Genomic DNA, 26,337 nt, shown 5'->3' on the forward strand with positions numbered 1-26,337 from the left:
AGCCGCTGTCCATGACCTCCACCACCGACGCCAACGCCGCGACGCCCGGCCGGGACTCCGAGTACGGGGAGCTGCGCGCCGAGCTCGCCACACTCACCACCGAGGCGTTCCGGCCCGAGCTCGCCGAGATCGACCGGCTGGACACGCTGGAGATTGCCCGGATCATGAACGGCGAGGACCGGACCGTCCCGACCGCCGTCGCCGCCCGGCTGCCCGAGATCGCAGCGGCGATCGACGGCACGGCCGCTCGCATGGCCCGCGGCGGCCGGCTGATCTACGCGGGCGCCGGCACCCCGGGCCGGCTGGGCATCCTGGACGCCAGTGAGTGCCCGCCCACGTTCAACACCGACCCGTCCGAGGTCATCGGCCTGATCGCGGGCGGACCGTCCGCCATCATCACGGCCGTCGAGGGGGCCGAGGACAGCGCGGAGCTGGCCGCCGCCGACCTCGATGCCCTGGACCTCACCTCCGACGACACGGTCGTCGGCATCTCCGCCTCCGGCCGTACGCCGTACGCGGTCGGGGCCGTAGAGCACGCCCGCGCCAAGGGCGCGCTGACCATCGGCCTGTCCTGCAACGCGGACTCGGCGCTCGGCGCCGCGGCCGAGCACCCCATCGAGATCGTCGTCGGTCCCGAGCTGCTCACCGGTTCGACCCGGCTGAAGGCCGGTACGGCGCAGAAGCTCGTCCTCAACATGCTCTCGACGATCACGATGATCCGGCTCGGCAAGACGTACGGAAACCTCATGGTCGACGTCCGCGCCTCCAACGAGAAGCTGCGCGCCCGCTCCCGCCGGATCGTCGCCCTCGCCACCGGCGCTTCCGACGAGGAGATCGAGGCCGCGCTCGCCGCCACCGACGGCGAGGTGAAGAACGCGATCCTCACCATCCTCGGCCAGGTCGACGGTCGCACCGCCGCCACCCTTCTGTCCGCGTCCGACGGCCATCTCCGTGCCGCCCTCGCGGCCGCACCACGCACCACCACCTGACCCCATCCGGGGAACCGCTCAGCACCCCCCGCACAGCAAGGCACCACGCACCATGGCTACAGAAGACAAGAACCGCGCCACTGCCGCCGCGATCCTTCCGCTCGTCGGTGGCGCCGCGAACGTCAGCTCCGTCGTCCACTGCATGACCCGGCTCCGGCTGGGCCTGCACGACCGCTCGCTCGTCGACGACGAGGCCCTGAAGGCGCTCCCCGCCGTCATGGGTGTGGTCGAGGACGACACCTACCAGATCGTCCTCGGTCCGGGCACCGTCGCCCGGGTCACCCCGGAGTTCGAGAAGCTGGTCGAGGAGGGTCGCGCAGCCACCCCCGAACCGGCCACCGCGGCCGAACCGGCCGCTGCCACCGACACCACGGCGGCCGAACTCGCCGCGCAGGGCGCCGCGATCAAGGCAGCGCGGAAGGCGAAGAACGCCACCCCGTTCAAGCTCTTCCTCCGGAAGATCGCGAACATCTTCGTCCCGCTGATCCCGGCTCTCATCGGCTGCGGCATCATCGCCGGTCTCAACGGCCTGCTGAAGAACCTGGGCTGGCTGACGTCGGTGACGCCCGCGCTCGGCGCGATGGCGTCCGGCTTCATGGCACTGATCGCCGTCTTCGTCGGCTACAACACGGCGAAGGAGTTCGGCGGCACGCCGATCCTCGGCGGTGCGGTCGCCGCGATCATCGTCTTCCCCGGTGTCGCGGACATCGAGGCGTTCGGGCAGAAGCTCTCCCCGGGCCAGGGCGGTGTGCTGGGAGCGCTCGGCGCGGCGGTCCTCGCGGTGTACGTGGAGAAGTGGTGCCGCCGCTGGGTCCCCGAGGCGCTGGACGTCCTGGTCACCCCGACGCTGACGGTGCTGGTCTCCGGCCTGGTGACGATCTTCGGCCTGATGTACGTGGCCGGTGAGGTCTCCACCGCGATCGGCGACTTCGCCAACTGGCTGCTGTCCAACGGCGGTGCGGGCGCGGGCCTGGTCCTCGGCGGCTTCTTCCTCCCCCTGGTCATGCTGGGTCTGCACCAGGCGCTGATCCCGATCCACACCACCCTGATCGAGCAGCAGGGCTACACGGTCCTCCTCCCGATCCTCGCCATGGCAGGTGCGGGCCAGGTCGGCGCGGCCCTCGCGGTCTACCTCCGTCTCCCCCGCAACGAGTCGATCCGCCGGACGATCAAGTCGGCTCTCCCGGCCGGTCTGCTGGGTGTGGGCGAGCCCCTGATCTACGGTGTCTCGCTCCCCCTCGGCCGCCCGTTCATCACGGCGTGCGTGGGCGGTGCGTTCGGCGGGGCGTTCGTCGGCTTCTTCAACCAGCTCGGCAGCGCGGTCGGTTCCACGGCGATCGGCCCGTCCGGCTGGGCCCTGTTCCCGCTGCTCGACGGCAACCACGGCCTGGGCACGACGATCGCGATCTACGCGGGCGGCCTGCTGGTCGGCTATCTGGCGGGCTTCGTCGCCACGTACTTCTTCGGCTTCAGCAAGGATCTGCTGACGGAGTTCAACGTGTCGCAGGAGCCGGCGGCTTCGACGGTCGCGGCAACCGGTACCCCGGCCACACCGGTCACCGACCCGGCACCGGAGCCGGCCCGCGCCTGATCCCGTGACGCAACAGAGGGCGGCACCCGCACGGGTGCCGCCCTCACTGCTGCCCGGTCACGCCGGAAAGTCCGCGGTGAGCAGCGTCGTGCCGAAGGGCTCGGGGAGTGTGAGCGGCTTCCCGAACGGCACGGCGTCCGAGCGCTTGTACGTCCCGTCCTCGTTCGGCTCCGTGAACAGCGTGGCCATCGCCCCGCGCGTGTCGAAGCGGTCGATCAAGAGGTACATCGGCACAGCCGCGCGGGCGTAGGCGCGGTACTTCTTCGTCCGGTCCTCCCGGGCGTTTCCCTTCGACGTGATCTCGACGATCAGCAGGGCGTCCGAAGCCTCCATCGGATCGCTGGATTCCGGATCAGCAGCATCGATCAGCTCCGAAGGCATGACCACTAGATCCGGCACGTAGAGCTTGTCGAGCGGGGCCACGTGGATGCCGAGGGTCTGGTAGATCTCCAGCTCTTCGGGCAGATCTCGGTAGAGCCTGCGCTGCACTTTGGCCGCGATGCCGTTGTGATGCGCGTGCGGCGGTGGCACCAAGACGATCTGCCCTTCGTCGATCTCGGCGCGCCACCCCTCGGGCACGTCCAGTTCACGCCATGTCTGCAGCAGGTAGTCCCACGGGCGGCCCTCAGAGGCCTGGTCGTTCTCGACCATCGCGGCGGTCATCGCGGGTCCCCTCTCCTGCGGCCTGTCAAAGGAGCGTAGATCGACGGTTCTGCGGCGGTCTGCCGATGCCATCAGCGTCCCACGACCGGGTGACGAACGCACGGATCTCCCCATACGGCCCCTGGACCTCGAAGCTCGTACGGGAAGCCCACACCCCGTACGGCAACGGGCCCGGCCGAAGGGCGGCACCCCGGCCGGGGCGCCGCCCTTCACGCCTCTCACGGCAGCCGCCCCTCCCGGTTGACCTCCCTGACCCTGGCCCGCAGCGCGTCCCCGGGCGAGGCCGGCCGCACGGACTCCGGTGGACAGTCCCACTCGGCCCCACCACCCGGCGGCCGTAGCTGCACATACGGTCCGACGCAGCCCATCACGCGCCCCACGCGCCCGTCCCGCGAGTCCACCGCGTACGTCCCGGGCTCCGGCGTACACGGTTCGAGTCCCTCACCCGTCATGACCGGCCTCCCCGTCACACTTCTTCTCCAGAAAGGCGCTCAGCCGCAGCGCCGTGTCGATGTTGCAGCGCCCGAGATCCACCAACGGCGCGGGCTCGTTCCCCGCGCACGACACCGGGTCGATCCGCAACGACGGCAGTGTGAGCCCCATACCTTTCAGCCCCTGCCTCAGCGTCTCCACCGCGTCCTCCGCCTCTCGCACTCTTCCGGCGGCAACCCGTCGTCGCTCCGTAGTGGTCATCCTGCACACCTTCCACGCTCGGTAATCACAATGCATACCCAGCGTGTCCAACACGCGGCTAGCCTGGTAGTGGCGCAGGTCCAACAACCGCAGTTGTGTCACAGGGAGTTGCCATGCCGAGCCCCAAGAAGCTCGACCCGTCCTCGTCTCCACGCGCCCTTCTCGGCGCCGAACTCCGCCACCGGAGGGACAGGGCCGGCCTCTCACAGGAAGAGCTCGGGCTGCCGCTCTTCGTCAGCGGCTCATTCATCGGCCAACTGGAGTCCGGTACGCGCCGGATGCAGGTGGACCAGGCCCAGAAGATCGACGAGATCCTGCACGCGGACGGGTTCTTCGTACGGAACTGCGTAGCCCTGAAGAAGTCGAAGTACCCGGATCACTTCGCGGAGGCCGCCGAGGCGGAAGCGGGCGCGGAAGTAATCAAGGAGTACTCACCGCTGTTGATTCCGGGACTGTTGCAGACGGCGCCTTACGCCCGAGCCGTCTTCGTGTCCTATCGGCCAACCGCGCCGGACGACGTGATCGATGAACTCGTGGCCGCCAGGCTGGAGCGGGCGGTGCTGCTGTCCGATCCAACAACTCCCATGGTTTGGACCGTTCTCGACGAGGCGGTCTTACGTCGGGAGGTCGGCGGCCCTGCAGTGATGGCGGGAGCCCTCAAACACCTCGCCTCGCTGATTCGCCAACGCCGCGCCATTGTCCAGATCTTGCCCTTCAGTGCAGGCGGCCACGCGGCGATGGGCGGCCCCCTCAAGCTGATGGCATTTCCCGATGCTCCCCCGCTCGCCTATCTGGACGGTCTCGGTTCAGGCCAGTTGCTGGACGATCCAGCAACAGTCAAGGCGTACGGGCTGACTTACGATCTGCTGGTGGCCAGCGCAGCGTCACCTGAAGCGTCCCAGGCCTTGATCGAGTCGGCGGCGGAGGATTACGAGCATGGATCTCAGCAGTTCTGACTACGACATGGTCCTGGCGACCTGGCACAAGCCCTCTTACGGCGACACAAATGGCGGCAATTGCCTCGAAGTCGCCACGTGGCGGAAATCGACGTACAGCGACGGCAGCGGCGGCAACTGCCTGGAGGTCGCCGACGGCCACCCCGGCGTCGTCCCCGTCCGCGACTCCAAGGTCCCGGACGGCCCCGCGCTCGTGTTCCGGACGGCGGCGTGGTCGTCCTTCGTCGCGGACCTCAAGCGCAGCTGAGCCCCGAGGCTCGAGCCCCGCACTCCGAGCGCTCTTCCCGAGGACCAGGTGGAGGACTCCCCACGCACACAGCGGGCCCGACACCACTCGGTGTCGGGCCCGTTGGGCAGTCAGTGCGTGGGCCGGGGTGCCTGGTGGGCACCCCGCCTCATGCGTCAGGCGTGGGAGCCGGCCTTGCGACGGCGTGCGGCGAACACCGCGCCCGCGCCGATCGCCAGAGCCGTGCCGCTCGCGAGGGCGAGCTGCGACGTCGCGGAGGACGAGCCCGTGGAGGCGAGGCTGCCGCTCACGGGACTGGCCGACGCGCTGCCCTGCGGATTGACGTCCGAGGTGTTCGGCTCGGTCGTGCTCGGCTTGGCGTCGTCGACCTTGCCGGGCTTGCTGCCCGCGGCGGCGATCAGGAACTCGTAGCCTTCGAGGTCCGGGTTCCCGCCGCAGGTGCCGTTGTCGTTGAAGTAGTCACCGGCGACGAAGGTGACGCCGTTGCCCGCGGGGGCCGAGGCGTCGACCGTGAGGCGCATCTTGACGTCGGCGTGGGCGCCTGCCTTCAGCGGGCTGATGGCGTCCATGTAGTGCTCGTTGTCGACGGTCTTCCACGTCGAGGACGAGGCGGACGACCACTGCAGGTGCACCAGGTCGTCGATGTCCTTGAGCCCGCTCTTGTCGGTCGCGTGGACGTAGGCGAACGGAAGCACCTCGTCCATGGTCTTGTCGGTGCCGTTGGTCACCCGGAGATTGAAGTTGACCTTCGTGCCGGCGACGACCGTGGACGGCAGACCCGTGACGACCGTGGTGAGCTCGGCCTCGGGGACGCAGTCCTCGCCGCCCTCACCCGCCTCCTCCTTCGCCTTGGCCAGCGCGTCGTCGGCGGCGGTCTTGTCGGCGAGCGCCGCCTCGGTGGCCTTCCGCGCCTGGTCCAGCTTCCGGGTCGCGGCGACCCGCTCGTCGTCACGCGCGTCCAGGGCCTCCACGACCTTGGCATCGGCGGCGACCTTGGCATCGGCGGCCGTCGCGGCGGCGGCTTCCGCCTCGGTGAGAGTCGTCGCCGCCGCGGTCTTCTCCTCCTCGGTGGCCGTCTCCGGGAGGGCGTCGATCGCCGCCTTGGCGTCGACGACCGCCTGGTCGGCGTTGGTCTTGGTGGTGGCGGCGTCGGCCGCCACGGCCTGGGCGGCCTTGGCCGCCACGGCCAGCGGAGCGGTGTCGGACAGGACCGCCTCCAGAGCCGCGTAGGCGGCGCTCTCGGCAGCTACTGCGTCGTCGTACGCCGCCTGCGCGGCGTCGGCGGCCTTTTCCAACTCCGCGATGGACGGCTTCTCCTGCGTCTGCACGGTCGGCTTGTCGTCGGCGAACGCGGGGGTGACCGACAGCAGGAGGGCAGGCGTGGTCACTGCGGCGGCAACGGCTGTGGCAAGAATCCGGCGAATCTTCACAAGAGCCCTTCGGGGTCCGAAAAAGAAGAAGGGGTCGCAGCGGAATGGGACACGCAGATGCGACTTGAGGCGATGGTATGACCGGGACAACGGTCGATCGTCACGAGTTTTCCACCCGTTCCGGCCGACACCACCACACCGGCACAGACAGAAGAGACGAAAGGGTGCAGTTGCTTTCACTACACACACTTTCACTGTGAGGAATGCCACATGGCCCTGGATGCGTCGCCCCACGCCTCCCCGGGGGCCGTACCCGCCCGGCGAGCCCCTGCAGCTTCGCGCACGCCACCCCGCCGCTGTCACTGCGCCCACAACCCGGAAGACCGGAAGGAGAGTTGGGGCCTTTCCCTCGGGGGTCAAGGCAGAGCCGGGGCACGTTCCCTCCCAGTGCTGGGAACGCGCCCCGACGTCACGGCCTCATGGGACCGGTCACCGACTCAGCTGGTGAAGATGAAGTACTTCCAGGCGCCGTGCGTAGTGGAGTTCACATTGTCCCCGGAGCTGGCGTTGATGTACGAGGAGCGCACCCGGGCGCGGACGCCGGACTTGCCGGCGTGGCCCAGGTTGACGACCGACTTCCCGTTGGTGCCGAGCTTGAAGTACTCGGTGGCCCCGGAGTACCACTTGCCCTGGGAGTACACCTGGAGCTCGAGCCGCTGCTTGCGGTCCTTGTAGTAGCTCATCGTCGTCGTGGAGATGACGTCGGTGTTCTTGTGGAAGTAGTAGTACGTCGTGGAGCCGATCTTGCCGGTCTTGTAGTGCTTGGACAGTGCCGTCGAGACCTTCACCCTGGCGTACGCCGTGGACTTGGTCGTCTTCGGGGCATAGCGGGCGTCGCCCTTGAACACGGCCGTGACCGTGGCGTCCCGGGTCATGTCCAGGGTGACCGACAGATTGCCGCTGGAGTTGACCGTGCCGGTCTTCACCAGCTTGTTCGGCTTGTCCGAGCCGAAGGGGTTGGCCCAGATCTCGACCGTGCGGCTCTTGTACGTCGTGCCGAGGTGCGCCGTGAACGCGACGTCCTTGCCGTAGTCGTACACCTTGCCGTTGTTGTTCAGCGTCAGCGTGGGCGTGGCGCGGGAGACGTCGACCGTGTCCGAGGCGGTCGCCGGGACGTGCGTGGCGTCACCGGCGTACGACACCTTGTATGTGACCTTGCCGCCGGCCGGCGGGGTGTCCGTGAAGGAGAACTTGCCGCCCGTTGCCAGGGACTTGGTGCCGAGCGACTTGCCGTTCGGCGACTCCAGGTCGGTGCGGGTGACGGTCAGCGGCGTCCCCGCAGGCAGCGCGAGGGTGGAGACGAGCGAGCCCTTGACGGTGAGGGACTTGGCGCGGGTGGCGGTGGCCGGGGCGTCGGCCTTCAGCGTGGCGACGTACTTACGGGGTTCGTCGACGACGTTGAACGTGGAGGAGTCGTTGTCGCCCCCCTCGCTCATCACGAACAGCTTTCCGCCGTCGGCCGACCAGTTCGTCGAGTGCCCGAACCAGGGCATCCAGCTGTGCGACAGGTTGCGGACGCTGGCGGGCCGGCCGGGGTCGGCGGCGAAGACGTACGTGTCGCCGAGGTCGTCGGTGTCGAGGACGGTGGCCGCGACCGTGCCGTCCGGGGCGATGCTGACCGTCTCCGGTTCGGAGGCGACGGGGAAGGTGCGGACCTCCTCCAGGTCGGAGAGCCGGTACTCGGTGAGCGCGCGGTTCCCGGGCCCGGCCACGACGACGTTCTGGCCGTCCGGGGTGAGGGCCGCGTCGTTGTAGAAGCCGCCCTTCTCGGCGGAGACGCGGATGGCCGGAGTACCGGAGGAGATGTCGTAGACGACGATCGGACCGGAGCTGATGCCCGCATCGAGGGCGAGCAGCGTGCCCGGGTTGTCGGGGTCCGCGTAGAGCTTGGGCGGACCGGCGAAGTCGTGCCCGGCCGCCAGGTCCAGCGTCACTGTGGGCGTCTCGGCGGTCAGGTCGACCGAGCCGAGCCCGGAGTCCCACTGGTCGCCGTATCCGAACCACAGCTTGCCGTCCGCGTAGGCGAGCCGGGAGGGCGTGGTCCTGGTACCGGTGGGGTACTCGGCGGTCTGCGTGAGTGTCGCGGTGTCGAAGGCGACGATCTTGTCGGCGTCGTAGACCGCGGCGTACAGCGTGCCCGAGTCCGGGCTCAGTTCGAGGTCCTGGACCTGAGGCAGGCCGGTGAGCTCGGCGATGGCCTTGCCTGCGTAGTCGGTGACGACGATCTTGTTCTGGTACCTGTCGCTGAAGAACAGCCGCTGATGGACGCCGTCGACGATCGTGTCGGCCGCGGCCGTGACCGCGACGGTCCTGGCGGTGTCGGCGGACGCCGGTGCGGCGGTGAGCACCGCCGAGCTGAAGAGGACCGCCAGTGCGGTGGCGGCCGGAAGAGTGCGCATACGCACGGTGATTCGAACCCCCCGGAACGAGTGTTTAGCCATTGCGCGCAGACTGACAGGAGACAGGTGATGTGTGTGACCTGTGCCGTGCGCGTGGCGAGTGAGCGAAGACTAGGTCACGCGACCGACAGCATGACCGCCACCCCCGCCGCCGGCAGCCGGCCGTGCCCCAGACGACGCGCGGCGCGCTCTTCACGCCCCCTCGGTCCGCCTCGGGGCTCAAGCCCCGTGCTCCGAGCCCTCTTTCCAAGGAAGGGGCGGAGGGCTCCTCCCCACCCACCCACCCTCCCCAGCTGGAGAGTTCACTTCTCGTGACCGGCTTGCCACGCACGGTACGGACGCTCTAGCGTTCCGAATAACGAACGACCCCTGCCGGTGCGGGAACACCGAACAGGGGTCTGACCAACGAGATCGAAACAGGCGATCAAATGGCTGTCAGCCAGCTTAGTGCTGCCCCGCGCGCACCGCACGTACCCCCGCACCCGATGGCCAACCCGGGCTACGGCAAGCGGTCCGCGTCCGGCCAACGACCCCGTACCGCACACGACTTCGCGCACCTTCCGCCGCGTGAGGCCGCCGTCGCCGGCTATGTCGACCACTGCCGGACGGTGCCGACATCTCCGTGAAGACGCTGGCCAAGGTGCTCCCGTACGGGCAGTGCGCACTGCGGACCACGCTGAACAACCTGCAGCGGACCGGCCATCTGCGCCGGGGCAGCGAGCACGTCATCGGTTCGGGCAGCGCGCGCTGGGTGACGCGTACGTTCTTCTCCCGCACACCTCGCGACGACGCCTGGTGGGCGGCATTCACCCGGGGCGACGTACCACCGGAGCAGCAACGGCCCACCCGGTCACGGGCGTTCGTCCTGCTCGCCGCGCTCGGCCGGACCGCGCCCGCACTGAGCCTCTCCGCGGCCGACTGTGCGGGGCTGGAGCCGTACGTCACCGAGTGGCTCGCACGAGGCGCCACCGAAGCCCAGCTGCTGCACGCCCTCACCGGCGGACTGCCGGTGCCCGTCCACCACGCGGCGGCCCTGGTCCGCAGCCGCCTGATCTCCAAAATGCCACCCGAACGGGCCGCTCCGCCCACCCCGCCCGCCGTGCTGCGAGTCCTGGAGTGCACGAAATGCGGCGCACCGGCCCGGGGGGAGGCACTGCCCGGCGGTACATGCGGACCGTGCCGGGGCGAACAGGTCCCCGTACCGGCGAGCAGTCGCGGGATCCCGGTCGGCGGGGTCCGCGACCGGATGGCCGAGGTGCGCGCCGCGATGGTCCCCCGAACCCGAAGGACACGGGCATGACTTCGACTCACGGACGAACCATGCGGTGATCGGCGACCTGCCCGATCCTCCCGGGCCGTTCGGGACCACGAGCGTGCCCGGAAAGCCCCGCGGCGCTGTGCGCGGTCGGCCCGAAGCCCGCGCACCCCGATTCATCGTGCGTCCACGAGAAGTTTCCTACCGACCAGTAGACATGCGGCCCGGCCCGACCGAGTGTTGAGCGCGTGCATGCCAAAGTCGACCCAGGAGACACCCTCATGAGCCGAACTCGAAGCCGTACCCGGTCCGTCCGTACGGCCGGTGCCGTGTCCGTCGCAGCCGCCGTTCTCGCCCTCGTCGCACCCGCCGGCGCCGCCCAGGCCGCCCCCGTGTCCGAGCCCACCGCCACCACGTCATGGGCCCCCGGCGGCAATGCCGCCATCCTGGGCATCGACTACGGCACCTGGCAGCGCGATGTCGCCGCGGTCATCGACGTGGCCCGCCCCTACATCCAGCAGCGCATCGCGCAGACCCCCGCGGGCCAGAAACCGGCGATCGTCCTCGACATCGACAACTCGTCGCTGGAGACGGACTTCCACTACTTCTGGACGTTTCCGACCCCCGCGATCGCCCAGGTCCGCGATCTGGTCCGGTACGCCGATTCCCAGGGCGTCGCCATCTTCTTCGTCACCGCCCGTCCGGGCATCATCGCCTCACTGACGCAGCACAACCTCACCGCGGTCGGCTACCCGGTGACCGGCCTCTACGTCCGCGACCTGCCGGACCTCTTCGACGAAGTCAGCACGTACAAGACCGCCAAGCGCGCCGAGATCGAGGCCCGGGGCTACACGATCATCGCCAACATCGGCAACAACGAGAGCGACCTGGTCGGCGGCCACGCCGAGCGGACGTTCAAGCTCCCGGACTACGACGGGAAGCTCTCCTGACCGCTGACCTGCCGTCACCACCGCGGACATGACATCGGCCCCCGGGACCAGTACAGGTCCCGGGGGCCGATGTGCGACCGAGCTACTGATCCGTCAGGATCAGAAGTCCATGTCACCGCCCGGCATGCCGCCCGGAGCGGCCGCAGAGGCCTTCTCCGGCTTGTCGGCGATGACGGCCTCGGTGGTCAGGAACAGCGCGGCGATCGACGCGGCGTTCTGCAGAGCGGAGCGCGTGACCTTCGCCGGGTCGAGAATGCCCTCGGCGATCATGTCGACGTACTCGCCGGTCGCGGCGTTCAGACCGTGACCGATCGGCAGGTTGCGCACCTTCTCGACGACGACGCCACCCTCGAGACCACCGTTGACGGCGATCTGCTTGAGCGGGGCCTCCAGCGCCAGCTTGACGGCGTTGGCGCCGGTCGCCTCGTCACCCGAGAGCTCCAGCTTCTCGAAGACGGCGGAGGCCTGCAGCAGCGCCACGCCACCACCGGCGACGATGCCCTCCTCGACGGCCGCCTTCGCGTTGCGAACGGCGTCCTCGATGCGGTGCTTGCGCTCCTTGAGCTCGACCTCGGTGGCGGCACCGGCCTTGATGACGGCCACGCCGCCGGCCAGCTTCGCCAGGCGCTCCTGGAGCTTCTCGCGGTCGTAGTCCGAGTCGGAGTTCTCGATCTCGGCACGGATCTGGTTGACGCGACCCTGAACCTGGTCGCTGTCACCGGCACCGTCGACGATCGTGGTCTCGTCCTTGGTGATGACGACCTTGCGGGCGCGGCCCAGCAGGTCCAGGCCGGCGTTCTCGAGCTTGAGACCGACCTCCTCGGAGATGACCGTGCCACCGGTGAGGATGGCGATGTCGCCGAGCATGGCCTTGCGGCGGTCACCGAAGCCCGGGGCCTTGACGGCAACGGACTTGAAGGTGCCACGGATCTTGTTGACGACCAGGGTCGACAGGGCCTCGCCCTCGACGTCCTCGGCGATGATCAGCAGCGCCTTACCGGACTGCATGACCTTCTCCAGCAGCGGAAGGAGGTCCTTCACGTTGCTGACCTTGGAGTTGACGATCAGGATGTACGGGTCGTCCAGGGACGACTCCATGCGCTCCATGTCGGTGGCGAAGTACGCCGAGATGTAGCCCTTGTCGAAGCGCATACCCTCGGTGAGCTCCAGCTCCAGACCGAAGGTCTGGGACTCCTCGACGGTGATGACGCCTTCCTTGCCGACCTTGTCCATCGCCTCGGCGATGAGCTCGCCGATCTGGGTGTCGGCGGCGGAGATGGAGGCCGTCGAAGCGATCTGCTCCTTGGTCTCCACGTCCTTGGCCTGCTCCAGCAGAGCGGCGGAGACGGCCTCGACGGCCTTCTCGATGCCCCGCTTGAGGGCCATCGGGTTCGCACCCGCGGCTACGTTGCGCAGGCCCTCGCGGACGAGCGCCTGGGCGAGAACGGTGGCGGTGGTCGTACCGTCGCCGGCGACGTCGTCCGTCTTCTTGGCGACTTCCTTGACCAGCTCGGCGCCGATCTTCTCGTACGGGTCCTCGAGCTCGATCTCCTTGGCGATGGAAACACCATCGTTGGTGATCGTGGGCGCGCCCCACTTCTTCTCGAGGACGACGTTGCGGCCCTTGGGGCCAAGGGTGACCTTGACGGCGTCGGCGAGCTGGTTCATCCCGCGCTCGAGACCGCGCCGTGCCTCCTCGTCGAACGCGATGATCTTGGCCATGTGAAGTGGTCCTCCCGGACAGGGGTGGATTTCTCCGGACCGAGTGGCGCCCGCGACGGACGGCCTGCCTGCCCGGTGGTTCCTTGCCCCACCGCGCCTGCGGGCCTCACCGGCCCGGTCCAAGTTCTGTCACTCTCACCTGGAGAGTGCTAACGCCAATGATTAGCACTCGACCCCCACGAGTGCAAGCGCCCCCGACGGTTGTGGACAAGGCGTGGACCGGACGACGGCACCGGGATGCCGTGGGGATGCCACGTGGGGCGACGGCCGCCATGACGCGTGAAGGGTCCGTCCCCCTGGGGGTACGGACCCTTCATGCGTGAGTGGTGTCGTTGGCCGACCGCGCCGAGCTCAGCCGACGGCGAGCTTGACCATGTCCGCCTGCGGCCCCTTCTGGCCCTGCGAGATCTCGAATTCAACTCGCTGACCCTCTTCGAGGGTGCGGTACCCGTCCATCTGGATCGCGCTGTAGTGGACGAAAACATCCGCACCACCGTCGACCGCGATGAAGCCGTACCCCTTCTCCGCGTTGAACCACTTGACGGTGCCCTGAGCCATGCCTAACTCCCCTATTACTGGCCCTTGCACAGGACCGCACTTCGCGGGCCCGGGTCAGAACTCACCCCCCGACAGGAGAGGGTGCGTGCGCCGGAACGCGTCGACCGCGGCCGAATGTATCTGCCCAACTGCCCTCTGCAACAGGTCAATCGGACGAGAATTCTGGGCAGCACCGAACACCCGAATATGCGGAATTTATGCGATTCCAGGGCAACTCGGGCCGGGCAAAGGCCACTTATGACGCAAGGAGTTCGAGCACGTTGGCTGCATCTTGTCGCGGGCGGGCGCATTCTCATATGCGGTCGGCACGGGCAGCGGAGGGGACTTCCCAACTGTACCGCGCTTAACCATGCAGAATTGCCCCCTCCGCTTACCTCGCAGAGGGGGCAATTCCGGTGACGCTGTGAAGTCGGCCGCGGGGCCTACGGAGAGTCCGTGCCGGGGCGACGGAGGGTCAGCAGCCGCCCGCGACGGCCGGGATGATCGAGATGCCGGCGCCGTCCGGGGTGGCCGCCTCCAGGCCGCCCTCGAAGCGCACGTCGTCGTCGTTGACGTACACGTTCACGAACCGGCGCAGCTTGCCCTGGTCGTCCAGGACGCGCGCGGCGATGCCCGGGTGGTTCCGCTCGAGCGACTCGATCACCTGGGAGAGGGTCGCGCCCTCGGCCGGGACCTCGGCCTGACCGCCCGTGTAGGTGCGCAGGATGGTGGGGATACGGACCTTGACGCTCATGTGGGTGCCTTCCTTGCGTCTCGGGTGGACGTCACGGATGGACGTCCCGGGGTGGTCGGGTCAGCTGCGGGCCAGGCCGGCGGCGCGGAACGCGTCGAGGCTGGGCCGGATGGTCGCCGTCGGACCGGTGGTCGGGGCGACCGCGTCCAGCGTCTTCAGACCGTCACCGGTGTTGAGGACGACGGTGGTGAGCGTCGGGTCCAGCAGACCGGCCTCGATCAGCTTCTTCGTCACGCCGACCGTCACCCCGCCGGCCGTCTCCGCGAAGATGCCCTCGGTGCGTGCCAGCAGTTTGATCGCGTCGACGACCTGCTCGTCGTCGACATCCTCGACTGCGCCCCCGGTCCGGCGGGCGATGTCCAGGACGTAGGGGCCGTCGGCCGGGTTGCCGATCGCCAGCGACTTGGCGATCGTGTTCGGCTTCTGGGGGCGTACGACGTCGTGACCGGCCTTGAAGGCGGTGGAGACCGGGGAGCAGCCCTCGGCCTGCGCGCCGAAGATCTTGTACGGCTTGTCCTCGACGAGACCGAGCTTGATCAGCTCCTGCAGACCCTTGTCAATCTTCGTGAGCTGCGAGCCGGACGCGATCGGGATGACGAGCTGGTCGGGCAGCCGCCAGCCGAGCTGCTCGCAGATCTCGTACGCGAGCGTCTTGGAACCCTCGCCGTAGTAGGGGCGCAGGTTGACGTTGACGAAGCCCCAGCCCTCGCCGAGCGGGTCGCCGATGAGCTCCGAGCAGAAGCGGTTGACGTCGTCGTAGTTGCCCTCGATGCCGACCAGTTCACCGCCGTACACCGCGGCCATGACGACCTTGCCCTGCTCCAGGTCGTGCGGGATGAACACGCAGGACCGCAGGCCGGCCCGGGCGGCGGCCGCGCCCACGGCGCCGGCGAGGTTGCCGGTGGAGGAGCAGGAGAGAGTGGTGAAGCCGAAGGCGCGGGCGGCCTCGACGGCGATCGCGACGACGCGGTCCTTGAAGGAGTGCGTCGGGTTGCCGGAGTCGTCCTTGACGTACAGGCCGCCGGTGACGCCCAGTTCACGGGCGAGGTTGTCGGCCTTGACCAGCTTGGTGAAGCCGGGGTTGATGTTCGGCTTGTCCGCGACATCGGCGGGGACCGGCAGCAGCGGCGCGTAACGCCAGATGTTGTTCGGTCCGGCCTCGATGCGCTTCTTCAGCTCGTCCGGGGAGCCGCTCGGCAGGTCGTACGCCACTTCGAGCGGCCCGAAACAGGTCGCGCAGGCGAAAATGGGACCGAGCTCGAAACGCTCTCCGCACTCGCGGCAGGAAAGTGCCGCGGCGGGACCGAGGTCGACAGCGTCGGCGGAAGAATTGGTGCTCACTGCAACGGTCTGCGTAGCCATGATGGCGAGGCCCTTTCTCCTCATCTTCCTCGCGACGCATTTCGCCACGAGACGGAATTGGCACCTTCCCCACCTGACCTCGCGGTCGGCAGGAGGGTTGCCGGGACTTCAACGGGCCGTTCCCTCAGTCCCTCTGGATGAGCGCTGTGGCACTGGATCATCGATCCAGGCATTTGTCGGCGGAGGACCCCGGCATGCGAGGGTCGTCCGCGTTGTTCAAGACTGTAACCGAAGCATCGGACGGTTGAGATAGCCGTCCGAACCGCGAGATGGATCACATACAGGGAGTATCGACCGTGCTGGAAGAGGTCGAACGCTGGCTGACCAGGCGTTCCTGGTCGGCCGCCGACCGCCCGCTGGACCGGCTCGTCGCCGCCAGGGCCAGGGACCCGCGGCGCGGAAGTGTGAGTGTCGTGCTGCCCGCCCTCAACGAGGAGGCGACGGTCGGCACGATCGTCGAGACGATCCGGGTCGAGTTGATGGAGAAGGTCCAGCTGGTCGACGAGCTGCTGGTGATCGACTCCGGTTCTACGGACGCCACCTCCGAGGTCGCCCGGAAGGCGGGCGCCCGGGTGGTGCACCGTGACGACATACTCCCGCGGATGCCCGCCCTGCCGGGCAAGGGCGAGGTCCTCTGGCGATCACTCCTGGTCACCGACGGTGACATCGTCTGCTTCATAGACGCCGACCTGAAGGACTTCTCCGCGGACTTCGTCTCCGGCATCATCGGCCCGCTGCTCACCGATCCCGAGGTGCAGTTCGTGAAGGCGATGTACGACCGCCCGCTCGGGGACACAGCAGGCCAGGGCGGTCGCGTCACGGAACTGGTGGCCCGCCCGCTGCTCAATCTGCACTGGCCCCAGCTGGCCGGCCTCGTCCAGCCGCTGGGCGGCGAGTACGCGGTGCGGCGCTCGTTGCTGGAGCGGCTGCCGTTCCCGGTCGGTTACGGAGTGGAACTGGGCCTGCTCGTGGATGCGCTGCACACCGTGGGTCTGGACGCGCTGGCACAGGTGGATGTGGGGGTCAGGAAACACCGCCATCAGGACGGGCAGGCACTGGGCCGGATGGCGGCGGCGATCTACCGGACGGCACAACTGCGCCTTTCCCGCGGCCACTTGGTACGGCCGGCCCTCACCCAGTTCGAGCGGGGCGAGACCGGCTTCGTACCGCGTACGCACGCCGTGGACACGGAGGAGCGGCCGCCGATGCAGGAGATCAGGGAGTACGTTTCGCGCCGCGCCGCCTGAGGTGGCCTGACTTCGCACGTTTGGGCGGTTCGCGATCGGGCTAGATTCCGCAACATGGTCTCCGAGCACGTGATCACGTCTGCTGCCCAGGTACTCGTCGCGTCCAACCGCGGCCCGGTCTCGTACGCACTGAGCGAGGACGGCTCGATCAGCGCCAGACGGGGCGGCGGCGGACTCGTCTCCGGGCTGAGCGCCGTCGAGGACAAGCTGTGGGTCTGCGCGGCGCTCGGCGACGGGGACAGGGTGGCGGTCCGGCGCGGGATCGCCGAGCCGGGCGTACGGATGCTCGGCATCGACGCCGATGTGCACGCCGACGCGTACAACGGCATCGCGAACTCGGTGCTCTGGTTCGTCCACCACATGCTGTACCAGACGCCGCTGGAGCCGGTCTTCGACTCGGAGTTCCGCCGGCAGTGGGCGTCGTTCGAGGCGTACAACCTGGCCTTCGCCCAGGCACTCGCCGAGGAGGCGGGCGAGGGCGCGGCGGTGCTGGTGCAGGACTACCACCTGGCCCTGGTCCCCGGCATGCTCCGCGATCTCCGTCCCGACCTGCGGATCGGCCACTTCTCGCACACACCGTGGGCCCCGGTCGACTACTTCCGCCTGCTGCCCGACGACATCGCGGAGCAACTGCTGCGCGGCATGCTCGGCGCGGACCGGGTGGGATTCCTGACCCGGCGGTGGGCGGACGCGTTCACCGCCTGCTGCACGGAGGTCCTGGGCGGCACCGGCCGGACGAGGACCGGCGTGCACGGTCTGGGCGCGGACGCGGACTTCCTGCGCCGCCGCGCGCACGAGGCGGACGTGGACGAGCGGATGGCGATCCTGCGGGAGCAGGTGGGCGGCACCGGCCGGAAGACGATCGTGCGGGTCGACCGTACGGAACTGTCCAAGAACATCGTGCGCGGGCTGCTGGCCTACCGGGAGCTGCTGAACACCCGCCCGCAGTGGCGCGAGCGGGTGGTGCATGTGGCGTTCGCGTATCCCTCGCGTCAGGACCTGGCGGTGTACCGGGAGTACACGGCCGAGGTGCAGCGGCTGGCGGACGACATCAACGAGGCGTACGGAACGCCTGATTGGACCCCGGTCCTGCTGCATGTGAACGACGACTTCGCGCGCTCGCTGGGGGCGTACCGGCTGGCGGACGTGGCGCTCGTCAACCCGATCCGCGACGGCATGAACCTGGTCGCGAAGGAGGTCCCGGTGGTCTCCGACCAGGGCTGCGCGCTGGTTCTGTCGCGAGAGGCGGGGGCGTACGAGGAGCTGGGCGCGGACGCGATCGTGGTGAACCCGTACGACGTGTCGGCGACGGCCGTGGCGCTGCACGAGGCGCTGACGATGCCGGACGGGGAGCGGGCGGAGCGGTCGAAGCGGCTGGCCGCTGCGGCGACCGCGTTGCCGCCGCAGCGGTGGTTCCTGGAACAGCTGGAGGCGTTGCGGCGGGACTGACCGTTCGGCGGCGCTTCGTTCAGAGGCGACGGGCGAGGGCGGCGAGGAAGTCGACCACGGCCGCCGGTCCCGGCAGCAACAGGTCCGCCCGCTCGGCCAGTTCCGGGACTTCCGCGCTTCCGCTGCACACCAGCAGACCCGGGATGCCGTCGGGGCCCTCCGTGCGGAGCTTCTCCACCGCGGCGTACGCGGCGAGGTCGCCCAGGTCGTCCCCGGCGTACAGGACGGACTCGGCGTCCGTCTCCCGTACGTACTTCGCCAGCGCCACGCCCTTGTCCATGCCGGGTGGACGCAGCTCCAGGACGAGGCGTCCCGGCTCGACGATCAGCCCGTGCCGGGCCGCGAGCTCACCCAGCGGGCTGCGCAGCGCGTCGAAGGCGGCCTGCGGGTCGGCGGCGCGGCGCGTGTGGACGGCGAGCGCCTGGCCCTTCTCCTCGATCCATGTGCCGTGCCAGGAGTCGAACCGGTCCAGCACGCCGGGAAGTTCGGCGCGGACCGCCGCCACACCGGGGTGCGGGGCGGGGGCGTGAACGGTGCTGGACACGGCGTCCCAGCGTTCGGCGCCGTAGTGACCGAGGACGACGAGGTGGTCGAGCCCCGGGACGCCCGCAAAACCGCCGTGCCGGACCGCGACGCCGGCCGGGCGGCCGGTGATCACGGCGACGGAGGCGACCTTCGGGGCGAGCGCGGCGATGGCCGGGACGGCTCCGGGGTGGGCGCGGGCCTGCTCCGGGTCCGGGACTATGTCGGCGAGGGTGCCGTCGAAATCGAGGGCGACCACGGCGCGGTCGGGGCGGGCCAGGATGGCGGCGAGACCTTCGCGGCCGGCCGGCGTGGTGGGGGTGGGGAGGAGTTGCTCTGGGTTGCTGCCCATGGGCCGAGCCTATCGGGGGTGCCGGAGTGCGGCTACGGCTGCGCCTGCGGCGGGGCTGTGCCGCTGCCCCGCCGCTGTCCGAAACCCGCGGCTCCGCCCGGACCTCCCGTTCCTCGGACACCCGGGGGCCGGCCCTTCCGGGGCAGCGCCCCGGCTACCGCCTCCCGCGCCGGGCCTCCCGTACGCGCCGCAGCCGGTTGACCGTCACCGGGTCCTCCTCCAGCGCCCGCCGGTCGTCCAGCAACGCGTTCAGCAGCTGGTAGTAGCGCGTCGGCGAGATCCCCAGTCCCTCGCGGATCTCCCGCTCCTTCGCCCCGGGCCCGGGCCACGACCGCCGTTCCACGGCCAGCACCGCACGCTCCCGCTCGGAGAGCCCCGGCCGTGTCGTGTCCGGGGTCTCCGCACCGTGGGAGTCGTTCTCGGAGGCGGTCATATCAGCCAACATAACGCCCGCGCCGCATCCCGCTACTCCGCCTCTTCCGCCGTCGCCGCCCCCCGCGCGATCTCGGCCAGCACACCCGCCGGACTACCGCCCGGCTCCACCGCCTTGCCGATGTTCTGCTTGATCAGCTCACTCGTCCGCGCCCACGACGTCTTGCCGACGGGGTAGAACTCGGAGTTCGGCAGCGCCTCCAGGAACTTCCGCAGCGGCTTGTGCTTGGCGTCCGTCTCCATCACCGCGGACGCGCTGTCGGTGACCGGCAGCAGGTCGTACTCGTCGGCGAAGGCCACCACGTTCTTGTCCTGGAACATGTAGTCGAAGAATTTACCGATGGCTTCGCGGTGGTTGTTCTGCTTGAACCCCATGATCCAGTCGGCGACGCCCATCGACCCCTCGGTCGGGCCGTTGATACCGGGCAGCGGCACCATGCCGACCTGGACGCCCTTCTGCTCGGCCTCCTGCATCAGCGTGGGGTGCCCGTTGAGCATCCCCACCTTGCCGCTCGTGAACGCCTCGAACGCCTGCGCCCGGTCCAGCTTTCCGGGCGCCACCGGGCCGACCAGCCCCTTGTCGACCAGATTCGTCTTCAGCCAGTCGAAGGTCTTGACGTTCTCGGGCGAGTCGATGTCGTACGAGCCGACGTCGTCCGTGTAGCCGCCGCCTCCGCTGAGCAACCACATCATGGTCTCGGCCTGGGACTCCTCCTGACCGAGCGGCAGCGCGAACGGGTAGGTGACGCCACGCTGCTTGAGCACCACGGCGTCGTCACGGATGTCTTCCCAGGTCTTCGGGGCGTCCAGGCCCGCCCGGCTGAAGTACTTCTTGTTGTAGAAGAGCAGCCGGGTGCTGGCGACGAACGGCAGTCCGTACTGGGTCTGGTTGTACTGGCCCGCATCGGCCAGCCGCGGCAGGAAGTTCGCCTGCGTGCGGATGGCGAGCATGTCGTCGGCGCTGTAGAGCTTCCCGGCCTTGGCATAGTCCGCGTAGGCACCGATCTGCGCGATGTCCGGGGCATGCCCCTTCTTCACCATGTCGGCGACCTCGCGGTCGACGTCCTTCCACGAATAGACGTCGACGTCGACCTTGATGCCCTCGTGGGACGCCTCGAAGTTCCTGGCGAGTTCGTCCCAGTACTTCTTGGAGCTGTTCGCCGCACTGTTGCCGTAGTCGGCCGCGACAAGTTTGAGGGTGACGTCCCCCGATGCGCTGTCGGCGCCACAGCCCGTCAACGTCGCCGCCATGCCGAGTGCGGCTATCGCCGCGGTCAGTGCCAAGTAGTGCCGCTGCACAGCCAGTCCATCCTCATCGATTCGGTGACCACCCGACCGTCCGGATGAGCTGCGATTTTTACCCATGTCGCCAAGGGAGGTCTACACCAGAGAAGTATCGCTTCTGCAACGTAACCGGACCTGTGTCCGGTTGGTCCGGGGTGTCATTGCATGGGAACGGGACCCGCTGTTAAGTACATCTCGGCACATGGCACTTCGTGGTCCGTACCTTTCCGTGCCCGCTGTTCTGCACCGCCCCGTCGTCACCGTTCCCCCACGCACCGAGGAGCCGTCCAGGATGTCCCGTACCGCATCAGAGATTGCCACCCAGCCCAGTTGCTGGCGGCGCGCCGCGGAGGCGGGGGCCGAGTTCGACGGACTGCCGCGGCCGGGTGAGCGGGTCGCCGTCACCGGGTGCGGGACCTCCTGGTTCATGGCGATCGCGTACGCGGCGCTGCGCGAGGCGGCCGGGCAGGGAGAGACCGATGCGTTCGCCTCGTCGGAGTTCCCCGCGGGGCGTCCGTACGACCGGGTCGTGGCGATCACCCGCTCCGGCACGACGACCGAGGTCCTCGACCTCCTCGGTGAGCTGCGCGGCAAGGTGACCACCGTCGCGCTGACCGCCGATCCGAAGACGCCCGTGACGGACGCCGCCGACGCCGTGGCCGTACTGGACTGGGCGGACGAGGAGTCCGTCGTCCAGACCCGGTTCGCCACCACCGCGCTGGCCTTCCTGCGGGCCGGCCTGGAGGCGGCAGGTCCGCTTCCGGCGGGGGTGAAGACGGTCGCCGAGGCAGCAGTCGATGCGGAGCTCGCGGTGACGGAACCGCTGGCGGAGGCGGTCGTGGCGGCCGAGCAGTGGACATTCCTGGGGCGCGGCTGGACGTACGGGCTGGCCCAGGAGGCCGGGCTCAAGATGCGCGAGGCGGCGGGTGCCTGGACCGAGTCGTACCCGGCGATGGAGTACCGCCACGGACCGATATCGATCACCGGGCCGAACCGGGTCGCGTGGGTGTTCGGTGCACTGCCCGAGGGGCTCGCGGGCGAGGTCGCGGGGGTCGGCGGCACGCTGGTGGCCCATGCCACGGCCGACCCGATGGCCGATCTGATCCGGGCCCAGCGGCTCGCGGTCGAGATCGCGGAGTCGAAGGGGTACGACCCGGACCACCCGCGCAATCTTTCCCGCAGCGTGATCCTGGCGCCCTGACCCGTCGGCCGCGCCGACCGCCCGCTTCGTTTTGTATGTACGCGCAACAAACAGCGATAGTGGACTAGACCTATCGGGGTCCGGCGGGCGAAACTGTTTTCCGTGAAACACGTCATCGCCCTCGATGTGGGCGGCACCGGAATGAAGGCCGCCCTGGTCGGGGCCGACGGCACCCTGCTGCACGAGGCCCGGCGCGCGACCGGCCGGGAGCGCGGGCCCGACGCCGTCGTGGAGTCGATCCTCGCCTTCGCCGCCGAGCTGCGCGCCCACGGCGAGGAACAGTTCGGCGAGAGTGCCGCCGCGGCCGGTGTCGCCGTACCCGGCATCGTCGACGCGGAGAACGGGATCGCGGTCTACGCCGCGAACCTCGGCTGGCGCGACGTACCGATGCGGGAAAAGCTCGGCAAGCGGCTCGGCGGAGTGCCCGTCGCGCTCGGCCACGACGTCAGGACCGGCGGCCTCGCCGAGGGCCGGATCGGCGCGGGCAAGGGCGCCGACCGCTTCCTCTTCGTACCGCTGGGCACCGGTATCGCCGGGGCCATCGGCATCACCGGCACCATCGAGGCGGGTGCGCACGGGTACGCGGGCGAGATCGGCCACATCGTGGTCCGGCCGGACGGGCCGGACTGCGGCTGCGGACAGCGCGGCTGCCTGGAGACCCTGGCCTCCGCCTCCGCGGTCAGCCGCGCCTGGGCCGCCGCGTCGGGCGACCCGGAGGCCGATGCGGCGGACTGCGCGAAGGCCGTCGAGTCGGGCGACCCCGCGGCCGTACGGGTCTGGCGGGACGCGGTCGACGCGCTCGCGGCCGGGCTGGTCACCGCGCTCACCCTGCTCGACCCGCGCATGCTGATCATCGGTGGCGGGCTCGCCGAGGCAGGGGAAACCTTGTTCGTACCACTCCGTGCGGCCGTCGAGGAACGCGTCACGTTCCAGAAGCTGCCCCACATCGTCCCGGCGGCCCTCGGGGACACCGCCGGATGCCTGGGCGCAGGGCTGCTCGCCTGGGATCTTCTCTCCACGGAGGTATCCGCCTGATGGCCGGACGCGCAGACAGCACGGTTCTCGCAGGGGCCAGGGTGGTTCTTCCCACCGGGACCGTCGAGAACGGGCGGGTGATCGTCGAGGGCGCCCGGATCGCCGGTAGCGCGCACGAAGGCGCCCGGACGGTCGATCTGACCGGCCACTGGGTCGTGCCCGGCTTCGTCGACATGCACAACCACGGCGGCGGCGGCGCGTCCTTCACCTCCGGCACCGTGGACGAGGTCCTCACCGGCGTCCGCACCCACCGCGAGCACGGCACCACCACCCTGGTCGCCTCCACCGTCACCGGCGAGATGGACTTCCTCGCCCAGCGGGCCGGCATCCTCTCCGAGCTCGTCGAGCAGGGCGATCTGGCCGGAATCCACTTCGAGGGCCCGTTCATCTCGCCGTGCCGCAAGGGCGCGCACAGCGAGAAGCTGCTGCGCCACCCGGACCCGGCCGAGGTCCACAAGCTGATGGACGCGGCGCGCGGCGCCGCGAAGATGTTCACGCTCGCCACCGAACTGCCGGGCGGCATCGAGTCGGTGCGGCTGCTCGCCGAGCACGGGGTGATCGCCGCGATCGGGCACACCGACGCGACGTACGAGCAGACCGTCGAGGCGATCGACGCGGGCGCCACCGTCGCCACCCACCTGTTCAACGCGATGCCGCCGCTCGCCCACCGCGAGCCCGGCCCGATCGCCGCGCTCCTGGAGGACGAGCGGATCACCGTCGAGCTGATCAACGACGGCACGCACCTGCACCCGGCCGCCCTGGAACTGGCCTACCACCACGCGGGCGCCGCCCGCGTCGCGCTGATCACGGACGCGATGGACGCGGCAGGCTTCGGTGACGGCCAGTACCAGCTGGGCCCGCTCGCCGTCGAGGTCAAGGACGGCGTCGCGCGGCTCGTCGAGGGCGGTTCGATCGCGGGCTCCACGCTCACCCTGGACACCGCGTTCCGCCGGGCCGTCACCCTCGACCGGATCCCGGTCGGCGACGTCGTGCAGTCCATCTCCGCCAACCCGGCGCGCCTGCTCGGCGTGTACGACAAGGTCGGCTCGCTGGAGCCGGGCAAGGACGCCGACCTGGTGGTCCTGGACGCGGACTTCACGCTGAAGGGCGTCATGCGCAAGGGCGATTGGGTCATTGAGCCCCATCTTGGGTGATTCAGCCCATTATTGACGGCGAGTCGAATACGTAACGAAGAGAAGGCGGTTGGCCCCGAGGTCTGGGCCGACCGCCGTCTCTTTGGCATGATCGCTTCGTAAACAGCAGGGAAAGCGCGTTCTGGCAAGGGATCCGCGCTCCGGCACGGATCGAAGGGGTGACCGAGGTGATCCTCACGGTCACGCTGAACACGGCACTCGACCTGACGTACGGCGTACCGGCGTTGGTCCCGCACACCAGCCACCGCGTCGGCGACATCTCCGAACGCCCCGGCGGCAAGGGCCTCAACGTGGCCCGGGTGCTCTCCGCGCTCGGCCACGAGACCGTGGTCACCGGGTTCGCCGGAGGCGCCACCGGAGCGGTCCTCCGTGACCTGCTGGCCGGCCTCCCGCCGCGCGACGCACTCGTCGCCGTCGCCGGGAACACCCGCCGCACGATCGCCGTCGTCGACGCCTCCACCGGCGACACCACCCAGCTCAACGAACCGGGCCCGCTCGTCACCGCCGGCGAATGGGCAGCCTTCCTCACCACGTACCGAGGGCTCCTCGGCGAAGCGGACGCGGTCGCCCTCTGCGGCAGCCTGCCGCCCGGCATCCACGTAGGCGCGTACGCCGAACTGGTCCGCGTGGCCCGCACCGCCGACGTCCCGGTCCTCCTCGACACCAGCGGCGAACCGCTGCGCCGGGGCATCGCCGCCCGCCCCGACCTGATCAAGCCGAACGCCGACGAACTGGCCCAGCTCACCGGCTCCCGCGAACCGCTGCGCGCCACTCGCGACGCCCGCCGCCGCGGCGCGCACGGCGTCATAGCCTCGCTCGGCGCGGACGGCATGCTCGCCGTCACTCCCGACGGCACCTGGCGGGCCGCACCGCCCGCCAGGGTCGCGGGCAACCCGACCGGAGCGGGCGACTCCGCGGTGGCCGGACTGCTGTCCGGGCTCGTGGAGGGCCTGAGCTGGCCGGACCGGCTGCGCAGGGCGGTGGCGCTGTCGACGGCGACGGTGCTGGCCCCCGCGGCCGGGGAGTTCGACCGGGCGGCGTACGAGGAGCTGCTGTCGCGCGTCGATGTCGAGGAGTACGCAGCGACGACGGCCTGAGCCGCGGAACCGCCCGGCACCATCCCGCACCATCCCGCACCATCCCGCACCATCAGAAGTCAGTCTCAGGGGGCAGCATGCCGCTCGTCAGCACCGGTGAACTCGTCTCGGCCGCCCAGGCCGACCGCCACGGGATCGCCGCCTTCAACGTCATCACGCTGGAGCACGCGGAGGCCATCGCCGCGGGCGCGGAGCGCGCCGGGGCGCCCGCCATCCTGCAGATCTCCGAGAACGCCGTGAAGTTCCACGGCGGCCGGCTCTCCGCGATCGCCGCCGCAGCGGCCGCCGTCGCCCGCGCCTCCAGCGCTCAGCTCGCCCTCCACCTCGACCACGTCGAGTCCGTCGACCTGCTGCACCAGGCGCACGCGGCGGGCTTCGGTTCGGTGATGTTCGACGCCTCGAAGCTGCCGTACGAGGAGAACGTGCGGGCCACGGCCGACGCGGTGGCCTGGGGCCACGAGCGCGGCATCTGGATCGAGGCGGAGCTCGGCAAGGTCGGCGGCAAGGAGGGCGAGGCCCCGCTCGACGCCCACGCCCCCGGCGTCCGCACGGACCCGGCCGAGGCCGCCGCCTATGTCGCGGCGACCGGCGTGGACGCGCTGGCCGTAGCGGTCGGCTCCTCGCACGCCATGACGGAACGCACCGCCGCCCTGGACCACGCCCTGATCGGGCAGCTGCGCGACGCTGTGACGGTCCCGCTCGTGCTGCACGGCTCCAGCGGCGTCCCGGACGACGAGATCCGCCAGGCGGTCGCCTCGGGCATGCGCAAGATCAATGTGGGCACGGCCCTGAACACGGCCTTCACGGGCGCGGTGCGCGCCTACCTGGCCGAGAACCCGACGGGCGTCGACCCGCGCAAGTACCTCGTCCCGGGCCGCGAGGCGATGGCCGCGACGGTGGCGGGATTCCTGGCCCTGATGGGCTGAGCAGCCACGAGGCGGCCGGTACGCAAGAGCCGGCACGGAAAAAGAACTGCCCTACGCCTTCTTCCGAACCGTCGCGGTTCGGAAGAAGGC

The 26,337-nt window shown here is 69.7% G+C and carries 24 protein-coding genes, 1 pseudogene and 1 riboswitch; of the genes and pseudogenes, 13 read left to right on the forward strand and 12 right to left on the reverse strand.

Annotation, left to right across the window (positions count from 1 at the left end):
- Positions 1-11 precede the first annotated feature (11 nt).
- Both murQ and OG963_RS21400 read left to right on the forward strand, forming a co-directional pair.
- Entirely contained in the window at positions 12-989 is a 978-nt protein-coding gene (gene murQ / locus OG963_RS21395; protein WP_093779571.1) for an N-acetylmuramic acid 6-phosphate etherase, read from the forward strand.
- A gap of 52 nt (positions 990-1,041) precedes the next feature.
- Positions 1,042-2,580 carry a PTS transporter subunit EIIC gene (locus tag OG963_RS21400; protein ID WP_030933051.1) on the forward strand — a complete coding sequence of 513 codons (1,539 nt, stop codon included), beginning with the start codon at positions 1,042-1,044 and terminating at the stop codon, positions 2,578-2,580.
- 57 nt (positions 2,581-2,637) lie between these two features.
- Here OG963_RS21400 and OG963_RS21405 read toward each other — a convergent pair whose 3' ends face one another.
- From OG963_RS21405 to OG963_RS21415, 3 genes are all read right to left on the reverse strand, one after another.
- Positions 2,638-3,243 (reverse strand): Uma2 family endonuclease, encoded by a 606-nt coding sequence (locus OG963_RS21405; RefSeq protein WP_093779573.1) that lies wholly within the window; start codon positions 3,241-3,243, stop codon positions 2,638-2,640.
- Positions 3,244-3,461: 218 nt separating this feature from the next.
- The gene (locus OG963_RS21410; RefSeq protein ID WP_078879236.1) at positions 3,462-3,695 is read right to left on the reverse strand and encodes a hypothetical protein; all 234 of its coding nucleotides are present in this window, start codon (positions 3,693-3,695) and stop codon (positions 3,462-3,464) included.
- Entirely contained in the window at positions 3,685-3,936 is a 252-nt protein-coding gene (locus OG963_RS21415; protein WP_093779632.1) for a hypothetical protein, read from the reverse strand. Before OG963_RS21415 ends, OG963_RS21410 begins: the two co-directional genes overlap by 11 nt.
- 113 nt (positions 3,937-4,049) lie before the next feature.
- On the opposite strand from OG963_RS21415, the gene OG963_RS21420 reads away from it, so the two are divergent.
- Positions 4,050-4,892 carry a helix-turn-helix transcriptional regulator gene (locus OG963_RS21420; RefSeq protein WP_093931497.1) on the forward strand — a complete coding sequence of 281 codons (843 nt, stop codon included), beginning with the start codon at positions 4,050-4,052 and terminating at the stop codon, positions 4,890-4,892.
- Positions 4,873-5,139: a DUF397 domain-containing protein gene (locus OG963_RS21425; RefSeq protein ID WP_093931496.1), complete on the forward strand. Its 267-nt coding sequence runs from the start codon at positions 4,873-4,875 to the stop codon at positions 5,137-5,139. The genes OG963_RS21420 and OG963_RS21425 overlap by 20 nt, the downstream gene beginning before the upstream one ends.
- Before the next feature lie 155 nt (positions 5,140-5,294).
- On the opposite strand, the gene OG963_RS21430 is transcribed toward OG963_RS21425, so the two are convergent.
- Together OG963_RS21430 and OG963_RS21435 are read right to left on the reverse strand one after the other, a co-directional pair.
- Positions 5,295-6,569: an LPXTG cell wall anchor domain-containing protein gene (locus OG963_RS21430; RefSeq protein ID WP_371799333.1), complete on the reverse strand. Its 1,275-nt coding sequence runs from the start codon at positions 6,567-6,569 to the stop codon at positions 5,295-5,297.
- Between the two features lie 437 nt (positions 6,570-7,006).
- Complete coding sequence (locus OG963_RS21435) at positions 7,007-8,974, reverse strand: YncE family protein (RefSeq protein WP_093779581.1); 1,968 nt, start codon at positions 8,972-8,974, stop codon at positions 7,007-7,009.
- 422 nt (positions 8,975-9,396) lie between these two features.
- Between OG963_RS21435 and OG963_RS21440 the strand changes: the two are divergent.
- Positions 9,397-10,268 (forward strand): annotated as a pseudogene (locus OG963_RS21440) (hypothetical protein).
- A 236-nt stretch (positions 10,269-10,504) separates the two neighbouring features.
- Complete coding sequence (locus OG963_RS21445) at positions 10,505-11,173, forward strand: HAD family acid phosphatase (protein ID WP_319325085.1); 669 nt, start codon at positions 10,505-10,507, stop codon at positions 11,171-11,173.
- 99 nt (positions 11,174-11,272) lie between these two features.
- Here the strand turns inward: OG963_RS21445 and groL are convergent, their stop codons facing one another.
- The 4 genes from groL to thrC all read right to left on the reverse strand — a co-directional run bounded on the left by groL (position 11,273) and on the right by thrC (position 15,548).
- Entirely contained in the window at positions 11,273-12,895 is a 1,623-nt protein-coding gene (gene groL, locus OG963_RS21450; protein WP_030933074.1) for a chaperonin GroEL, read from the reverse strand.
- Positions 12,896-13,246: 351 nt separating this feature from the next.
- A complete protein-coding gene (locus tag OG963_RS21455; protein ID WP_003967346.1) occupies positions 13,247-13,453 on the reverse strand; it encodes a cold-shock protein in 207 nt (68 codons plus the stop codon).
- Positions 13,454-13,907: 454 nt separating this feature from the next.
- Positions 13,908-14,186: a MoaD/ThiS family protein gene (locus OG963_RS21460; RefSeq protein ID WP_093779587.1), complete on the reverse strand. Its 279-nt coding sequence runs from the start codon at positions 14,184-14,186 to the stop codon at positions 13,908-13,910.
- A gap of 60 nt (positions 14,187-14,246) precedes the next feature.
- Positions 14,247-15,548: a threonine synthase gene (gene thrC, locus OG963_RS21465; protein ID WP_030933081.1), complete on the reverse strand. Its 1,302-nt coding sequence runs from the start codon at positions 15,546-15,548 to the stop codon at positions 14,247-14,249.
- Positions 15,549-15,565: 17 nt separating this feature from the next.
- Positions 15,566-15,692, reverse strand: a riboswitch (SAM riboswitch).
- Positions 15,693-15,844: 152 nt separating this feature from the next.
- On the opposite strand from thrC, the gene OG963_RS21470 reads away from it, so the two are divergent.
- Positions 15,845-16,795 (forward strand): glucosyl-3-phosphoglycerate synthase, encoded by a 951-nt coding sequence (locus tag OG963_RS21470; RefSeq protein WP_371799334.1) that lies wholly within the window; start codon positions 15,845-15,847, stop codon positions 16,793-16,795.
- 54 nt (positions 16,796-16,849) lie between these two features.
- Positions 16,850-18,244, forward strand: coding sequence for a trehalose-6-phosphate synthase (locus tag OG963_RS21475; protein ID WP_371799335.1), 1,395 nt, complete (start codon positions 16,850-16,852; stop codon positions 18,242-18,244).
- Positions 18,245-18,263: 19 nt separating this feature from the next.
- Here OG963_RS21475 and otsB read toward each other — a convergent pair whose 3' ends face one another.
- The 3 genes from otsB to OG963_RS21490 all read right to left on the reverse strand — a co-directional run bounded on the left by otsB (position 18,264) and on the right by OG963_RS21490 (position 20,801).
- Positions 18,264-19,118: a trehalose-phosphatase gene (otsB, locus tag OG963_RS21480; protein WP_093779593.1), complete on the reverse strand. Its 855-nt coding sequence runs from the start codon at positions 19,116-19,118 to the stop codon at positions 18,264-18,266.
- 154 nt (positions 19,119-19,272) lie between these two features.
- A complete protein-coding gene (locus OG963_RS21485; RefSeq protein WP_030933093.1) occupies positions 19,273-19,551 on the reverse strand; it encodes a DUF3263 domain-containing protein in 279 nt (92 codons plus the stop codon).
- 32 nt (positions 19,552-19,583) lie between these two features.
- Positions 19,584-20,801: an ABC transporter substrate-binding protein gene (locus OG963_RS21490; RefSeq protein WP_256224124.1), complete on the reverse strand. Its 1,218-nt coding sequence runs from the start codon at positions 20,799-20,801 to the stop codon at positions 19,584-19,586.
- A gap of 325 nt (positions 20,802-21,126) precedes the next feature.
- Here OG963_RS21490 and OG963_RS21495 point away from each other — a divergent pair, with 325 nt between their 5' ends.
- From OG963_RS21495 to OG963_RS21515, 5 genes are all read left to right on the forward strand, one after another.
- Positions 21,127-22,035, forward strand: coding sequence for an SIS domain-containing protein (locus OG963_RS21495; protein WP_093779597.1), 909 nt, complete (start codon positions 21,127-21,129; stop codon positions 22,033-22,035).
- Between the two features lie 102 nt (positions 22,036-22,137).
- Positions 22,138-23,070 carry an ROK family protein gene (locus tag OG963_RS21500; RefSeq protein WP_030933102.1) on the forward strand — a complete coding sequence of 311 codons (933 nt, stop codon included), beginning with the start codon at positions 22,138-22,140 and terminating at the stop codon, positions 23,068-23,070.
- Positions 23,070-24,224, forward strand: a complete 1,155-nt coding sequence (nagA, locus tag OG963_RS21505; protein ID WP_371799336.1) for an N-acetylglucosamine-6-phosphate deacetylase — start codon at positions 23,070-23,072, stop codon at positions 24,222-24,224. The genes OG963_RS21500 and nagA overlap by 1 nt, the downstream gene beginning before the upstream one ends.
- Before the next feature lie 167 nt (positions 24,225-24,391).
- On the forward strand, positions 24,392-25,321 hold the full coding sequence (locus OG963_RS21510; protein ID WP_093779634.1) for a 1-phosphofructokinase family hexose kinase: 930 nt from the start codon (positions 24,392-24,394) through the stop codon (positions 25,319-25,321).
- 77 nt (positions 25,322-25,398) lie between these two features.
- Positions 25,399-26,247 (forward strand): class II fructose-bisphosphate aldolase, encoded by an 849-nt coding sequence (locus OG963_RS21515; RefSeq protein WP_093779601.1) that lies wholly within the window; start codon positions 25,399-25,401, stop codon positions 26,245-26,247.
- Positions 26,248-26,337: the final 90 nt, after the last annotated feature.

The organism is Streptomyces sp. NBC_01707 (assembly GCF_041438805.1).
In the GTDB taxonomy this organism is placed as follows: Bacteria; Actinomycetota; Actinomycetes; order Streptomycetales; family Streptomycetaceae; genus Streptomyces.

Excerpts from the sequence above, each read along its gene's own strand:
- OG963_RS21495 (WP_093779597.1), top strand. The coding sequence starts at position 21,127 with ATGTCCCGTACCGCATCAGAGATTGCCACCCAGCCCAGTTGCTGGCGG.
- thrC (WP_030933081.1), bottom strand. The coding sequence starts at position 15,548 with ATGGCTACGCAGACCGTTGCAGTGAGCACCAATTCTTCCGCCGACGCT.
- OG963_RS21420 (WP_093931497.1), top strand. The coding sequence starts at position 4,050 with ATGCCGAGCCCCAAGAAGCTCGACCCGTCCTCGTCTCCACGCGCCCTT.
- nagA (WP_371799336.1), top strand. The coding sequence starts at position 23,070 with ATGGCCGGACGCGCAGACAGCACGGTTCTCGCAGGGGCCAGGGTGGTT.
- OG963_RS21460 (WP_093779587.1), bottom strand. The coding sequence starts at position 14,186 with ATGAGCGTCAAGGTCCGTATCCCCACCATCCTGCGCACCTACACGGGC.
- OG963_RS21515 (WP_093779601.1), top strand. The coding sequence starts at position 25,399 with ATGCCGCTCGTCAGCACCGGTGAACTCGTCTCGGCCGCCCAGGCCGAC.
- OG963_RS21485 (WP_030933093.1), bottom strand. The coding sequence starts at position 19,551 with ATGACCGCCTCCGAGAACGACTCCCACGGTGCGGAGACCCCGGACACG.
- OG963_RS21475 (WP_371799335.1), top strand. The coding sequence starts at position 16,850 with ATGGTCTCCGAGCACGTGATCACGTCTGCTGCCCAGGTACTCGTCGCG.
- OG963_RS21425 (WP_093931496.1), top strand. The coding sequence starts at position 4,873 with ATGGATCTCAGCAGTTCTGACTACGACATGGTCCTGGCGACCTGGCAC.
- groL (WP_030933074.1), bottom strand. The coding sequence starts at position 12,895 with ATGGCCAAGATCATCGCGTTCGACGAGGAGGCACGGCGCGGTCTCGAG.
- OG963_RS21410 (WP_078879236.1), bottom strand. The coding sequence starts at position 3,695 with ATGACGGGTGAGGGACTCGAACCGTGTACGCCGGAGCCCGGGACGTAC.
- murQ (WP_093779571.1), top strand. The coding sequence starts at position 12 with ATGACCTCCACCACCGACGCCAACGCCGCGACGCCCGGCCGGGACTCC.
- otsB (WP_093779593.1), bottom strand. The coding sequence starts at position 19,118 with ATGGGCAGCAACCCAGAGCAACTCCTCCCCACCCCCACCACGCCGGCC.
- OG963_RS21455 (WP_003967346.1), bottom strand. The coding sequence starts at position 13,453 with ATGGCTCAGGGCACCGTCAAGTGGTTCAACGCGGAGAAGGGGTACGGC.
- OG963_RS21405 (WP_093779573.1), bottom strand. The coding sequence starts at position 3,243 with ATGACCGCCGCGATGGTCGAGAACGACCAGGCCTCTGAGGGCCGCCCG.
- OG963_RS21490 (WP_256224124.1), bottom strand. The coding sequence starts at position 20,801 with ATGGCGGCGACGTTGACGGGCTGTGGCGCCGACAGCGCATCGGGGGAC.
- OG963_RS21415 (WP_093779632.1), bottom strand. The coding sequence starts at position 3,936 with ATGACCACTACGGAGCGACGACGGGTTGCCGCCGGAAGAGTGCGAGAG.
- OG963_RS21400 (WP_030933051.1), top strand. The coding sequence starts at position 1,042 with ATGGCTACAGAAGACAAGAACCGCGCCACTGCCGCCGCGATCCTTCCG.
- OG963_RS21445 (WP_319325085.1), top strand. The coding sequence starts at position 10,505 with ATGAGCCGAACTCGAAGCCGTACCCGGTCCGTCCGTACGGCCGGTGCC.